This is a genomic window from Acidomonas methanolica, assembly GCF_004346035.1.
Taxonomy (GTDB): Bacteria; Pseudomonadota; Alphaproteobacteria; order Acetobacterales; family Acetobacteraceae; genus Acidomonas; species Acidomonas methanolica.
On record NZ_SLZN01000027.1, the window covers coordinates 25,729 to 37,105 of the forward strand.

At 64.1% G+C, this 11,377-nt stretch carries 18 protein-coding genes; 2 read left to right on the forward strand and 16 right to left on the reverse strand.

The genetic code is table 11. The features are described 5' to 3' along the window. Positions 1-5 precede the first annotated feature (5 nt). Positions 6-191, forward strand: a complete 186-nt coding sequence (locus EDC31_RS14355) for a hypothetical protein (protein ID WP_132127129.1) — start codon at positions 6-8, stop codon at positions 189-191. Here the strand turns inward: EDC31_RS14355 and EDC31_RS14360 are convergent, their stop codons facing one another. The 3 genes from EDC31_RS14360 to EDC31_RS14370 form a co-directional block, all read right to left on the reverse strand. Beyond that, a complete protein-coding gene (locus tag EDC31_RS14360) occupies positions 192-440 on the reverse strand; it encodes a hypothetical protein (RefSeq protein ID WP_081797712.1) in 249 nt (82 codons plus the stop codon). Positions 441-519: 79 nt separating this feature from the next. Next, the gene (locus EDC31_RS14365) at positions 520-1,962 is read right to left on the reverse strand and encodes a sensor histidine kinase (protein ID WP_042060179.1); all 1,443 of its coding nucleotides are present in this window, start codon (positions 1,960-1,962) and stop codon (positions 520-522) included. A 4-nt stretch (positions 1,963-1,966) separates the two neighbouring features. Then, positions 1,967-2,665, reverse strand: coding sequence for a response regulator (locus EDC31_RS14370; protein ID WP_042060177.1), 699 nt, complete (start codon positions 2,663-2,665; stop codon positions 1,967-1,969). 153 nt (positions 2,666-2,818) lie between these two features. Here EDC31_RS14370 and EDC31_RS14375 point away from each other — a divergent pair, with 153 nt between their 5' ends. Further along, the gene (locus EDC31_RS14375) at positions 2,819-3,334 is read left to right on the forward strand and encodes a hypothetical protein (protein WP_132127130.1); all 516 of its coding nucleotides are present in this window, start codon (positions 2,819-2,821) and stop codon (positions 3,332-3,334) included. 174 nt (positions 3,335-3,508) lie between these two features. On the opposite strand, the gene EDC31_RS14380 is transcribed toward EDC31_RS14375, so the two are convergent. The 13 genes from EDC31_RS14380 to EDC31_RS14440 all read right to left on the reverse strand — a co-directional run bounded on the left by EDC31_RS14380 (position 3,509) and on the right by EDC31_RS14440 (position 11,192). After that, positions 3,509-4,585: a site-specific integrase gene (locus EDC31_RS14380; RefSeq protein ID WP_081797710.1), complete on the reverse strand. Its 1,077-nt coding sequence runs from the start codon at positions 4,583-4,585 to the stop codon at positions 3,509-3,511. A gap of 683 nt (positions 4,586-5,268) precedes the next feature. After that, positions 5,269-5,601 carry a hypothetical protein gene (locus EDC31_RS14385; RefSeq protein ID WP_042060173.1) on the reverse strand — a complete coding sequence of 111 codons (333 nt, stop codon included), beginning with the start codon at positions 5,599-5,601 and terminating at the stop codon, positions 5,269-5,271. After that, the gene (locus EDC31_RS14390) at positions 5,598-5,873 is read right to left on the reverse strand and encodes a hypothetical protein (RefSeq protein ID WP_042060171.1); all 276 of its coding nucleotides are present in this window, start codon (positions 5,871-5,873) and stop codon (positions 5,598-5,600) included. Before EDC31_RS14390 ends, EDC31_RS14385 begins: the two co-directional genes overlap by 4 nt. Further along, positions 5,870-6,130, reverse strand: coding sequence for a hypothetical protein (locus tag EDC31_RS14395; protein WP_042060169.1), 261 nt, complete (start codon positions 6,128-6,130; stop codon positions 5,870-5,872). The genes EDC31_RS14390 and EDC31_RS14395 overlap by 4 nt, the downstream gene beginning before the upstream one ends. Positions 6,131-6,455: 325 nt before the next feature. Then, on the reverse strand, positions 6,456-7,013 hold the full coding sequence (locus tag EDC31_RS17940) for a DNA cytosine methyltransferase (RefSeq protein ID WP_052512027.1): 558 nt from the start codon (positions 7,011-7,013) through the stop codon (positions 6,456-6,458). Positions 7,014-7,089: 76 nt separating this feature from the next. Next, the gene (locus EDC31_RS14405; protein WP_052512025.1) at positions 7,090-7,845 is read right to left on the reverse strand and encodes a hypothetical protein; all 756 of its coding nucleotides are present in this window, start codon (positions 7,843-7,845) and stop codon (positions 7,090-7,092) included. Then, the gene (locus EDC31_RS14410; RefSeq protein ID WP_042060167.1) at positions 7,842-8,294 is read right to left on the reverse strand and encodes a hypothetical protein; all 453 of its coding nucleotides are present in this window, start codon (positions 8,292-8,294) and stop codon (positions 7,842-7,844) included. The genes EDC31_RS14405 and EDC31_RS14410 overlap by 4 nt, the downstream gene beginning before the upstream one ends. After that, a complete protein-coding gene (locus EDC31_RS14415) occupies positions 8,291-8,533 on the reverse strand; it encodes a hypothetical protein (RefSeq protein WP_042060165.1) in 243 nt (80 codons plus the stop codon). The genes EDC31_RS14410 and EDC31_RS14415 overlap by 4 nt, the downstream gene beginning before the upstream one ends. Next, entirely contained in the window at positions 8,530-8,817 is a 288-nt protein-coding gene (locus EDC31_RS14420) for a hypothetical protein (RefSeq protein WP_132127131.1), read from the reverse strand. Before EDC31_RS14420 ends, EDC31_RS14415 begins: the two co-directional genes overlap by 4 nt. Further along, positions 8,814-9,125 (reverse strand): hypothetical protein, encoded by a 312-nt coding sequence (locus EDC31_RS14425; protein ID WP_042060164.1) that lies wholly within the window; start codon positions 9,123-9,125, stop codon positions 8,814-8,816. Before EDC31_RS14425 ends, EDC31_RS14420 begins: the two co-directional genes overlap by 4 nt. Before the next feature lie 79 nt (positions 9,126-9,204). Further along, a complete protein-coding gene (locus EDC31_RS14430; RefSeq protein ID WP_042060162.1) occupies positions 9,205-9,705 on the reverse strand; it encodes a hypothetical protein in 501 nt (166 codons plus the stop codon). Between the two features lie 73 nt (positions 9,706-9,778). After that, the gene (locus EDC31_RS14435; RefSeq protein ID WP_132127132.1) at positions 9,779-10,783 is read right to left on the reverse strand and encodes a hypothetical protein; all 1,005 of its coding nucleotides are present in this window, start codon (positions 10,781-10,783) and stop codon (positions 9,779-9,781) included. Between the two features lie 166 nt (positions 10,784-10,949). Next, on the reverse strand, positions 10,950-11,192 hold the full coding sequence (locus tag EDC31_RS14440; protein WP_042062128.1) for a hypothetical protein: 243 nt from the start codon (positions 11,190-11,192) through the stop codon (positions 10,950-10,952). Between the last annotated feature and the right edge of the window lie 185 nt (positions 11,193-11,377).

The following is an 11,377-nucleotide window of genomic DNA, read 5'->3' on the forward strand; positions in this document are numbered from 1 at the left end:
AGAGCATGACGGACAAGACCGACTTTTCGGACATCATGATGGACGCGGCCGAGGCGACGATCGAGAACGAGGTCGCCACCGATTCCGCGGCGCCCCGCCCGCGCAACATATGGCTGACGCTGGTGCTCCCGATCGGCGCGTTCACAGTGCTGATCCTGGGCTTCTATTATTTCGTGCTGTGGCAGGCCTGATCACGCGAGCAGGTTGATCCCGGAAGACTGGCTCGCGGACTGGCCCGCTGATTGGGACGATCCGCCGGTCGTGGTCTGCGAGATGACGTCGCCCTGTGCGTCCGTGACGATGGTGGTGATGGAGCCGTTCGCGTTCATTTGGGTCGTGGTCGTCCCGGCGCTGGACGCGGAGGACGAGGCGGACGAGGTCATGGGGGCGTTGAACAGGCCGGCGGTGACGTTCGAGGCCGACGAGATGGCTGAGGACATGGGTGCGAATCCTTGAGCTATGGCGGGAGCGCCGGATAGCGCCGATCACAGTCTGGCCGGTCAGGAGTTAAGAAAGTCCTCACGCCGCCGGAAGAGTGATCCGCACCGCGAGACCGCGCGGGTCGCGCGGCGCCAGCGTCACCTCGCCGCCATGCAGTTCCGCCAGTTCCCGGCTGATGAGCAGGCCGAAGCCGTTGCCGCTCGCCGCGCCGGATTCGTCGAGTCGCCGTCCCGCCGAGAAGGCGGCGATGGCGGCGGGGCTCATGCCCGGCCCGTCATCGGCGATCTGAAGGAGCGTCATACGGCCCTCCGCCCGCGCCGTCACCGTGACGCGTGACGCGGCGTGGCGACAGGCGTTGTCGAGCAGGTTGCCCAGCAATTCGTCGAGATCCTGCGGGTCGCATCGCACCGCCAGAGCCTCAGGCACGTCGGTCTGGATGCTCACCGGGCGATCCGCGTAGAGCCGGGGCAGCACGGCGCAGAGATCCGCGACATGCGGCGCAAGCGGAGAGGCGGGCACGGCCGCGCCGCCCGTCTCGGCCGCCCGCGCGCGGCCGAGATGGTGACGGATCTGCCGTTCCATCCGCGCCACCTGTACGCGCAGGACGCCGTCCGGGTCGCGCCCGGGCGCGTCCAGATCGAGCCGCAGGGTGGCCAGCGGTGTCTTGAGCCCATGGGCGAGATTGGCGACATGGGCGCGGGCGCGGGACACCGCCTGATGGTTGGCGGCGATCAGCGCGTTCACCTCCTCGACCAGGGGAAGAAGCTCCGTCGGCTCGCTGACCGTGATCGCCCGCAGCCGCCCGGCCCGCACCTCGGCCATCATGACGCGCAGGCGCGTGAGCGGCCGCAGCCCCACGCGGAGCTGGACGATCAGCGCAAGGGTGAGAAACAGCCCCAGCAGGAGCAGCGAAAGCAGCAGGGGCGCCATCGCGCCGCGCAGGGGACGTTCGACGATGGCGCGCGGCCCGGCGGCGAGGATATAGACCGGCCCGCCGGATGTGGGGAGGCTGGTGATGCGGTAATGCAGCCAGCGCCCCGTCGCGTCGCGCCCGTCCAGCGGATGCGGCGGCGGGACCGCGCCGCCCGTCCCGGGCGGGAGGAAGAGGTCGCCGGGCGGCGGGAGATGCCCGTCCCCAGGCGGATGGGGCGGAGGTTCGGGCAAAGGCGGGGGCGGCGGCCGCATGTCGCGCCAGCCACGCGGCAGGGGAAGTTCGGCGGGACCGAGCGAGGCCGAGCGCCAGCTTCCGCCGGGCGCGAGGATTTCCCATGCCCAGCCCGACCCGGCGCGGTCGAAGGGCGGCAGATCGACCAGCGCCGCCGGATTCACCGTTCCGTCGGGACGGACCGCGCGGACGAGAAGGACGATCTGCGTGTCCAGCCTGCCGTCCAGATCTTGCATGACGAACCTGCCCAGCACATGGCCGATCGACACCGCCGCCAGCGCGAGGGCCAGCACGATCGTCGCGGCGGCGGTGACGACGAGACGCCCGGTCAGGGAGCGCGGCAAGGGGCGCGGCATGGGATCAGCCGCCCTTCGGTCCGTCCGGCCGCGCGTTTTCCGCCATTCCTGCCGTGAGCCGGTAGCCGCGCCCGCGCAACGTCTCGATGCGTTCCCCGCCGATCTTGCGGCGCAGACGGCCGATGATGACCTCGATGGAATTCGAATCGACGTCCGAATCGCCCTCATAGACCCGTTCGATCAGATCGGCGCGCTCCACGACCGCCTCACGCCTCAGCATGAGACAGGAGAGGACGCGCCATTCGAAGGCGGTGAGGCGCAAAGGCAATCCGTCGCGTTCGAACTGCCCCGTCTGCGCGTCGAAACGCAACGGGCCGCAGGTGATGACGCTATCCGCATGGCCTGCCGCGCGGCGGATGAGGGCGCGCAACCGCATGACGAGTTCCTCGATCCGGAACGGTTTGACGAGGTAGTCGTCCGCCCCGGCCTTGAAGCCGGCCACCTTCTCCGACCAGCCGTCGCGCGCGGTGAGGATCAGCACCGGCAGCGGACGGCCCGCCTGCCGCCACGACCTGAGCACGGAAAGCCCGTCCAGCTTCGGCAGGCCGAGGTCGAGCACGGCGACGTCATATCGTTCCGTCTCGCCGAGATGGGCCCCGTCCTCGCCGTTTTCCGCGATATCCACGGCGAAATGCTCGGTGCGCAGGGCGCGGGCGATGCGCTCGGCCAGATCGGCGTCATCCTCCACCAGCAATACGCGCATATCGTCTCCTTTCCGCGAAACACCGATGTCGCGAGACACTGATGTCACGGAATACTGGCATCCGCAGCCTGAACGACAGCTGAACGGCGAGGTTCAGGGTGGGTAGGGAATCGGCTGCTAGAAGAGCGCCATCAACCCAAAGGAGGATGGAACATGTCTTCACCTGACACCAGATCGCGCCGCCTTCGGTCCGTGCTGACCGGCGCGGCGCTGCTCGTGGCCGGCGCGGCGGGCGGCTCCGCCGTCACCCACGCGATCGGGCCGACCATCGACATGGCGCCGCTGACGCCGGTCACGATCGCGCATCTCGCCGATACGCGCGGCCCGGTGACGCTCAAGGGGCGCGTGGCACAGATTTACGGTCATGACCTGATCGTAGATGACGGCACCGGCAAGGCGCTGGTGGATACCGGGCCCCGGGGAGATCGCCTCGACCTGACGCCCGGCGCGGAGCGCACATTCCAGGGGCGTTTCGACGAGGGGATTTTTCATGCCGATTTCATCGTCGACGGCAATGGGAGCGTGACCCCGCTCGGTCCGCCCGCTGGTCCGCCGGACGTATGCCGTCGCCGTGATCGTATGGAACCGTCTCCGCCGCCCCCGCCCTTCGCGCCGGACCCGGCGGCTCCGCCTGCCCCTGTTCCGGCGCCGCCTCCCGCCGGACCATGACGAGCCACCCCCTCGGACGACCTCCGGGGGGAGTGCCGAGCATGACGGGTCTTCCGGGAAGGATCAGGGAAAATTCCTGGTCGGAGTGAGAGGATTCGAACCTCCGGCCCCTGCGTCCCGAACACCTATGCCGAATGAGTATTATCAAACTGCTACGTTGTTTTGCCCACAGGGTTATTCACGTTTTGCGTCACGCGTTTCCTTGGGTTTTCTGTCCTCCGTGTTCACGCAGGCAACCGGGAACTGTTGCAATAGGCTCATATCAAGGACACGCGATGCAGACTGGAGATGGTGCGGCGAGTGGTGCGCGTAGGTTTCCTCGATCATCTTGGTATTGGAGTGACCGAGGAACCCCGCGATCTCCCATAGAGGGATGCCAGCCTGCGCCATCCAAGTGGCGGCAGTGTGACGCAATGTATGTGGCGTCACTCCCTCAAGTCCGGCTCTTGCCGCGGCGGCGGCGAATCCGCGCTTGACGGACAGGACGCGATTCCCTGCCCACTCGATAACCCACTCCGTCTCTCTCGCCGCATGGGCATCTCGGAGGGCCTCCATGAGACCGGCATTGATCGGCACCCGTGCGCGTCCCTTGGCGGTTCGGGGTCGTTCCGGGTCGCGCAGGTCGATGATGCGGCCATCAAAATCGACCCGCGCCCACGGGAGGCTGAGCAGCGAGGAGACGCGCGCGCCTGTGCCGAGGGCGAGCACCACAAACAGACGCATGTGGTGCGCCGCGCAGCCGTCCACGAGAGCCTGCGCCTCCTCTCGGGTCAGCCACCGTTCTCGCGGCATGGAACGCGGCGGCAACGGGACAACAGGAGCGTCTGTGATCAATTTGGCATTGGCGGCCCACCGGAGTGCGGCGCGGAGCGCCTGCATTTCGGTGCGCGCGGTGCTTGTGCTGATCCCCGCCGCCAGCCTGCTTCGCACATAGGCGCGGCATTCAGGCTCCGTCACGGCCTCCGGCGGCCGGTCCCCAAACCAAATTGTGAGGGGTTTATGCGCGTAGGATAGACGCTCCGCGCCTGGCTTCGCGGCGTCCTGCCGATCGGCGAGATAGCGGGCCAATATCCCGGCCACTCCTATGATGGCAGATTGAGGACGGCTGAGATCAGCGACGAATTTGCTGAGGATCAGCTCAGCCGCCGGGCGATCCGTGCAGCCCGTAGAGATGCGTCGGCGCTTGTAATAGATGTGCCATGTCTCTCGTCCTGCGACTCGGCACAGACGCGGTTTATCGGTTGCTGACATGCGGCGTTCGTCTCGATCTCTCTCACTGCTGCCCACGGAATGCGGATCATCGTTCCGAGCCGCAGGACGGGCAACTCGCCCGCATCAATCATGCGGCGGATTTTCGCGGGTGAGCAATCCCAGCGTTCTGCGAGAACGCTCACGCGGCAGCAGGCTGTCTCACCCATCGCGCCCCTCCTCCCGCACGAGCCTCCACCCGCGCTCATGCAGGTTCGCCAGCACGTCCTGAGCGTGACAGAACGCGTGCGCGTCGCTCTCGTATTCACTCGAGGTGCTTATCGCAGTGTGGAGAGCGGCTAGTTGCGCGGCCGCTGTCGGGCTGTCCGCGTCTCCGGGCGGATGCGCGACGGGGCCGAGGTAGCGGAGACGAGGACGTGCCGATCTCGGCCACGCCGGGGTATCGGAACCGTTCTTCACCCACAGTTTCCCGGTCCATAGCCAGATTGTCGGTTTGCCGCACTGCTCGACCCAATGCCACGATTGGTTGGGCGTCCCCTCCGGCGGCCTGCATTCGCGCGCGTCACTCATGCTCGCCAGCCTCCTTAAGAACGCGTCTGGCTACATCGAGCGTTGCACGCGCATGAGATGGAAAGCGATCGACCGCCCATACCATGGCCACTCGACAACCATTCCATGCGGTCAGAATTTCGATCGCGGCACTCCGGTCTTCATGACTCAATTCCTTACTCACGGTGCGTTCCCTCCGGCGGTTCTGGAAGCGGCATCCAGAACTCCGCATCGCCGTGCTGCCAGCCATCGGAAAAACCGCTTTCTCGCGGACATGAATTTTGCTTACCCGCCCACCCTACTTCGATCTTCCATTCCCCGTTCATCCCGCGCCACGCGAGCAGAATATCCGTGTTCCATGGAGCGGTTGCTATATGCTGCCACGCAGCGGCAGCGGCGGCTTCGAGAGCGGCGCGGGCGAGACTGGTAGCCGTTTGGGAGTGCGTGCGGCCGATCTCATTTTCGATCGCCCGCGCTGCCTCTGCCACCATTGCGTCAGTTATGGTCATACCCCCAGCCCCTCCAGCTTGATGATCTGCTTGCGCAGGCGGTCGATCTTCGCGCGGCGCATCTCCCGTGCCCGTGCGGCCGCTTCTTCAGGCGTTTCGAACGCGTCCTTGCCGAGCCGGTGATGTCGGATGCCGTCCCAAACGAGGCTCGGCGTCAGATAGCTCACCTCCATGCGCCTGCCGGAGAAATACGCCTCAAGCTCTACCCATCCCGATGCAGCCGCCGGAGCGGGCTTGTAGTATCTGATGACGGTCGCCGTTCCGTCGGTCATCGCGCGTCTCCCTTCTCCGATAATGCCGCGTGCTCTTCGAACACCTCCCTCACCCGCCGGCTGATGTAGGTCAGCGCGGCCTCCACATCCGACCGGCGCACGAGGGCCTCGGTGCGACGGCAGTCGGGCTCGCCATACATCACGGGGATGTTGGAAAATCCCGGAGCGCCGATCGCGTCCTCGTCCACATCCGCCGGATCTACGTAGAGCACCGTCGGGATCGCGCTCTTGGGGAGGAGGGTTCGTTCGGTGCTCATGTCGGTTCTCCGGAGACGAGCGTTCGGAGGCACCGGCCGGGTGCTACCTTGTCATGGGGTAGCCCACAATATTGGCATGGATCGCCAAAATGACGGGGCGGTGGTCCCCCGTGAGATTCACAGGCCAACGCGGGCACGTAGCCAGAATATTTGCCATCGAACCGCCGAATCTCCCCCGTATAGGCGTCTCGATATCGACGCCCATCTATATAGTTTCCGTATGCTGGGTTGTCGCAAAAACCGCTTGGGCATCCTCCCACCCACATAGGAACGGAGCATTTCCCAATACCGTTCGTTAGAGTTTTATGATGCGGAGATAGTGTGCTCATGTCGGTTCTCCCGTCAGTACCTCTTTCGCCTCGGAGACCGGCTCCCACGCGCTCGTCCGCGCGTGGATGAACTCGATCAGTACCTGGTATTCATGCCCTGTCTGGCTGTCTCCATGGCGGTCGCGAACCGCGCCTTCGAAATCGTCGAGTGTGCCGTTGAAACAACCCCGGTTGACTAGGACACCCCCGCTGCGATCCCGAAACCAGGTCAGCGTGCCGTTCTCGCAGCCCACGATGCTGCACCATCCAATATGAGTGCGAAGCTCAACCCGCGCGTCGCCGGAGACGTGGAGATTGCTCTCCCGCTCGATATATCCGCCGAGATCGCCAGCCTGAACGCCGGCCGACGCAATCGCGACCAACGCGCGGATACGCCGGAGCGTGGCACCATTGGGCGCGATCGTCGTGTCGCCCAGGTTGACCGTGTGCGGGAACCGGCGCGCCAGGACGCGGGAGGGGAACGCCTCGATCTCGGACGCCCATAGCCATTCCCAATCGGGCATGGCCGTCTCGGGCGCGCCGATGCCGGAGCACAGGGTCGCGGCGCGGATCATTCTATCCCTCCCGTGTCGGTCAGGTCCACCGAGAGCCAGAGCACTGCGAGCACGGCGCAGATGAGGAGCAGGCGCGTCATGCGGGAACGTGCTCCTCGTCCTGCTCAGGAGCGAACGCAGCAGCCAGTTCATCCTGGCGCGCCTCGATCATCTCGAACACACGGTTCTGGATTTCGTCTGAAACGGGTGTTCCGGCCTTTTCGGCAGCGGCAACATCGGCGGTGAATTTCTGCCGCATCTGGATGCAGTGCTCAGGCTTGGCGGCCTTGGCGCACCACGCCGCATAGCGCGTGACGTGATCGACAGGGCGCGCGGCGGTAGCAGCCGTTGGCGCGGCGTCCTCGTACACAGGTGCCATCTCCTCATACGGAGTGGTTTCGAGACCAACATCCATCAAAACGATGACATGCGCGAAGGCGGAGCGGCAGGCACGCGAAATGGCGCGTGTCTGGGCCATCGCCCTGATGGCGTAGTCTGGCCGCTTGGGCTTGATCTTTCCCCACTTGTCCTTGCCGCCATACCAGGTGGTTTCGTCTTCGCCAACGAAACCTTCCGCGCGAGCGATCTCGTGGCTATCCACCATGCGGCGGATGACGCCATCGGCCGCCACCCCACCGTCCACGCGCCGGACATTTTCGGCAGACGCCACGCATCCGTGCGCGATGGCTATGGCTTGCCATCCCTCCACGGGTACGTATTTACGCCCTTGCAGATCGATCGCACGTTTGATGACGATTTCCTTGCACATGCTGGCGGCGTCCGTACTGGCGCGCCATGTATCCGCGTTGGTTGTGGCAACCGCTTGAGATTGCCGAACAACGATATCGCTCATTTCTTCCCCCTGATCTGGATTGACGGCGCGCCCTTCCGGTCAAGCTCTGCGCCCGGCAGATGCTCTCCGGCTTTGAGGCGGCGCGTGAGTTCTGGTGTGGCGATCTTGTCCGGTTGCGGAACGAACAGGTCGGGCGCAGCTACGCGGAGCGCGGCCTCGTCGAATACAACCGCGCCGATACTCGGCTGTTTGATCGTTACGACATACGGACCGGCCTCATAGGACAGAACGCCTTGGGAAGCCGCAGACTCATACAGAGCGACGCGCAACTCCTTCATCGCGTCATCGCTGGCGGCCTTGAGGCGTTCCAGAGCCACGATGCCTGCAACCGTAGGTGTATCTGGATCATTGGCTTTCCGAGCCGAATTGAGGGCGTCGATCCACGCATCCATCGCGGGCTTGAGAGCATCTGCGTGGATGCGATTCATCGCGTTGAGGACGTCGCTCATGACACCACCCACCCTGAGGGAGGCAGGGGCATCGCCAGCGACGCCCGTCGGTCATGCGCGCGGCGGTGGCGCTCGCCCTTCGCCTCCCACGCATCGGCGAACTCATCGCAGCCGTAGCGCCGATACTGCGCGGCGTTAGACCGGCACAGGCGTTCCGCCTGGCGCATGCACGCCAGTTCGATTTCCGTTACGGCGTCGAAGCGCAGTTTCGGTCCCTCGTGGTGCAGGGGCGCGATCATGCCGCCTCTCCCTTCGTTTTCGCGAGGGCAGCGCGGGCTACGAAACTAATGTCGCGGTGGTCGAATGCTGGGCCATGTGGATGAGGCTCATAAACCTTCGGGTCGGCATAGAATTCCAAAGCCTTAACCAATTCGGGCGCAGCAGCGATCAAATGCTGATTGAACCATGCATCAGGGCCAAAACATTGACAGATAGCGTGATGGCCGTTTCTCTCGATGCCGTCATCCAGCTTAGGATGCACGCCGTCCTTATATATTTTCCATGGACCGGGCGTCGTATTCATGCCGCCCTCCGCATGTCACGCATCGCATCCGGGTCGGGCGCGCGCTGATCGGCGTCCCATTCCGCAATGTCGCGGATGCGGAGATTCAGGCTGGGAAGCGCCTGGTTTTCGAGTGCCGCGATGGCATCGTCATAGACGCCCTCCTCGTCCTCGCGGGCGAGAGACCGGAGCTTGTCGAGGATGCCCGACAACTCAAGGCGCGCATCGCGCATGTCGTTCAACCTGTCCTCGGCGCGGCTCGAAAGACCACCTCCGAAGCGGATATCGATATCGCGTTGCGTCACATTGTCGGGCAAGTTCCATGCCATGACACACCCTCCATTTTGCAAATACTGGCCACATCGGCCTGAGAACCCGCGCCGGAACGCGGGAAGCCAGGGGGATGCGTCAAGCCGATTGAGGAACGCCGAGTTTCGCCAAAATGCTTTGGGTCGCGACACGTAATGCCTCCGCCTTGAAGGAAGCATCAACCTTCGCCACGAACTCCTTTTTGAACCCGTCCACCTGCGCTTCGATCACGGCATCGACCGCATTAGTGAAGGCATTGTTTTCGCTGCGGTAGCTTCCTTTCTTGTAAACCATATTTTCGGACACAACGCGGATCAGTTCGGAACACAGGGTTGTGGCCTTTTCAGTGCGCCCGTAGCGGTCTGTCGGCACGTATTCAGCCGTTAAGAGATCATCAATAAGGGCCGGCATTTTCTCTTTGACAGCGGACTGAAGTTCCTCTTGCAGGATGCGATTCGTTTCTTCGCTAATCCGCTTTTTGATATCTTTCTCTACACTGCTGGAAAGGTGCTCAATGACTTGACGCTTTACGCTTTCTTGCAATGTTTCAGCGCCGTATTCGTCCCCCAGGATGTCGTTGAGGTCGATTTCGATTTTCATCTTGTCTCTCCGTTTTGGCTATATCGGCCTCTTCCGCGTCGGCGCTCGACCGGCGCGGCGTGAGGGGGATGCGTCAGGGCTCCGCGCACACGACTGAGCCCTTCTTCACACGGTAGAGAACCCCGGCCTCGATACCGTCCTCGCCCTCGTATATCGTGGTGAAACGGATGCGTTTGCCGTCGTGCCAGGCAATGCTGGCCGCGCCACCAGGTCCGAGCCGCACCACAGCATGCAGCCCGGCAACGGCTATTACGGCTCCCTCCCCAGAGATATCGATCCGCGCGTCGTCGCCCGAGAACCCGGCCCGCGCGTGGTCGCCCGAGAACCCGGCCCGCGCGCCGTAGCCCGAGAACGCGGCCCGCGCGTGGTCGCCCGAGAACCCGGCCCGCGCGCCGTAGCCCGAGAACCCGGCCTGCGCGTCGTCGCCCGAGAACCCGGCCTGCGCGTAGTTGCCCGAGAACCCGGCCTGCGCTTCGTCGCCCGAGAACCCGGCCTGCGCGCCGTAGCCCGAGAACGCGGCCCGCGCGTGGTCGCCCGAGAACCCGGCCCGCGCGTGGTTGCCCGAGAACCCGGCCCGCGCGTGGTCGCCCGAGAACCCGGCCCGCGCGCCGTAGCCCGAGAACCCGGCCTGCGCGTCGTCGCCCGAGAACCCGGCCTGCGCGTGGTTGCCCGAGAACCCGGCCCGCGCGTGGTTGCCCGAGAACCCGGCCCGCGCGTCGTCGCCCGAGAACCCGGCCTGCGCGCCGTCGTCAGACCGATCGGCATCCGTTGGCTCAGCCTCATTGGCTGAAATCTTGAATTTTGTGGCCGCTATAATAGAACGAACATCCTCTTCGATGAAACGCGTCGTGATCGTCTCCACATCGAACGCAGCGTTCGCGAGCCACCAGGCGTCACTGATCCGTTTATCGGCATACAGCGCGGTCATGACATCGCCATACGTGCCCCCTTGGGGGAATTTCGCGCGGAACCAGTCCCGGCCCTCCGCGCAGGCATGCCAGCCCCGGATTTTCTCTAGTGTGATCTGCACCGGGTCGTTCGGTGCGACGCTCGTTGGGGCTGTCTGTGTCTCGCTCATCCCATCCTCCGTCCGCCGTGATGGCGGGGTGTTGATGGGGATGATAATGCGGTATTAGTGCCGCATATGTCAACGGTAAAAATACCGCATTCTGAGCAAAAAAAATCCCGGCACTGGGCCGGGAGCAGGGACGCGGGCCGCTTCGGGGGCCTCTTTCGCTATCTGGTCAGAACCAATGAAGCGCCTTAGCTAAGGCCATAAGCGCGGACATCAAAGCGATTAAGCTGCCGGCGCTTACTGGAGCCTGCCACCAGCTAGGGACCTTCTTCTCCAGCAGGTCCAGTTTGGCCGAAACTGCAGAAAAACTGGCATTTAATGCTGATAAGGAGTCGACGATCCTATCGAACTTTGTGTCTGTCTTTTCAGACCTGGCCTCGATTTGATTGAGGCGATATTCAATGATCGACATGTCGCCTCCTCCGCCTGACCCACCCGATGATCTAAGCTCGTCAATAGAGGTTTGCAAGGAAGAAATCTTTACGTGCAGAGCATCAAACGCGCTAGAGCGTTTTCTGCACGAACTGAATCGTTAGGGATTCCCCTTGGCGGCGTGATCTGATTCAAGATGAGAGCCGGGAAGGGGGCTGGCTTTGG

Excerpts from the sequence above, each read along its gene's own strand:
- EDC31_RS14355 (WP_132127129.1), top strand. The coding sequence starts at position 6 with ATGACGGACAAGACCGACTTTTCGGACATCATGATGGACGCGGCCGAG.
- EDC31_RS14360 (WP_081797712.1), bottom strand. The coding sequence starts at position 440 with ATGTCCTCAGCCATCTCGTCGGCCTCGAACGTCACCGCCGGCCTGTTC.
- EDC31_RS14365 (WP_042060179.1), bottom strand. The coding sequence starts at position 1,962 with ATGCCGCGCCCCTTGCCGCGCTCCCTGACCGGGCGTCTCGTCGTCACC.
- EDC31_RS14370 (WP_042060177.1), bottom strand. The coding sequence starts at position 2,665 with ATGCGCGTATTGCTGGTGGAGGATGACGCCGATCTGGCCGAGCGCATC.
- EDC31_RS14375 (WP_132127130.1), top strand. The coding sequence starts at position 2,819 with ATGTCTTCACCTGACACCAGATCGCGCCGCCTTCGGTCCGTGCTGACC.
- EDC31_RS14380 (WP_081797710.1), bottom strand. The coding sequence starts at position 4,585 with ATGTCAGCAACCGATAAACCGCGTCTGTGCCGAGTCGCAGGACGAGAG.
- EDC31_RS14385 (WP_042060173.1), bottom strand. The coding sequence starts at position 5,601 with ATGACCATAACTGACGCAATGGTGGCAGAGGCAGCGCGGGCGATCGAA.
- EDC31_RS14390 (WP_042060171.1), bottom strand. The coding sequence starts at position 5,873 with ATGACCGACGGAACGGCGACCGTCATCAGATACTACAAGCCCGCTCCG.
- EDC31_RS14395 (WP_042060169.1), bottom strand. The coding sequence starts at position 6,130 with ATGAGCACCGAACGAACCCTCCTCCCCAAGAGCGCGATCCCGACGGTG.
- EDC31_RS17940 (WP_052512027.1), bottom strand. The coding sequence starts at position 7,013 with ATGATCCGCGCCGCGACCCTGTGCTCCGGCATCGGCGCGCCCGAGACG.
- EDC31_RS14405 (WP_052512025.1), bottom strand. The coding sequence starts at position 7,845 with ATGAGCGATATCGTTGTTCGGCAATCTCAAGCGGTTGCCACAACCAAC.
- EDC31_RS14410 (WP_042060167.1), bottom strand. The coding sequence starts at position 8,294 with ATGAGCGACGTCCTCAACGCGATGAATCGCATCCACGCAGATGCTCTC.
- EDC31_RS14415 (WP_042060165.1), bottom strand. The coding sequence starts at position 8,533 with ATGATCGCGCCCCTGCACCACGAGGGACCGAAACTGCGCTTCGACGCC.
- EDC31_RS14420 (WP_132127131.1), bottom strand. The coding sequence starts at position 8,817 with ATGAATACGACGCCCGGTCCATGGAAAATATATAAGGACGGCGTGCAT.
- EDC31_RS14425 (WP_042060164.1), bottom strand. The coding sequence starts at position 9,125 with ATGGCATGGAACTTGCCCGACAATGTGACGCAACGCGATATCGATATC.
- EDC31_RS14430 (WP_042060162.1), bottom strand. The coding sequence starts at position 9,705 with ATGAAAATCGAAATCGACCTCAACGACATCCTGGGGGACGAATACGGC.
- EDC31_RS14435 (WP_132127132.1), bottom strand. The coding sequence starts at position 10,783 with ATGAGCGAGACACAGACAGCCCCAACGAGCGTCGCACCGAACGACCCG.
- EDC31_RS14440 (WP_042062128.1), bottom strand. The coding sequence starts at position 11,192 with ATGTCGATCATTGAATATCGCCTCAATCAAATCGAGGCCAGGTCTGAA.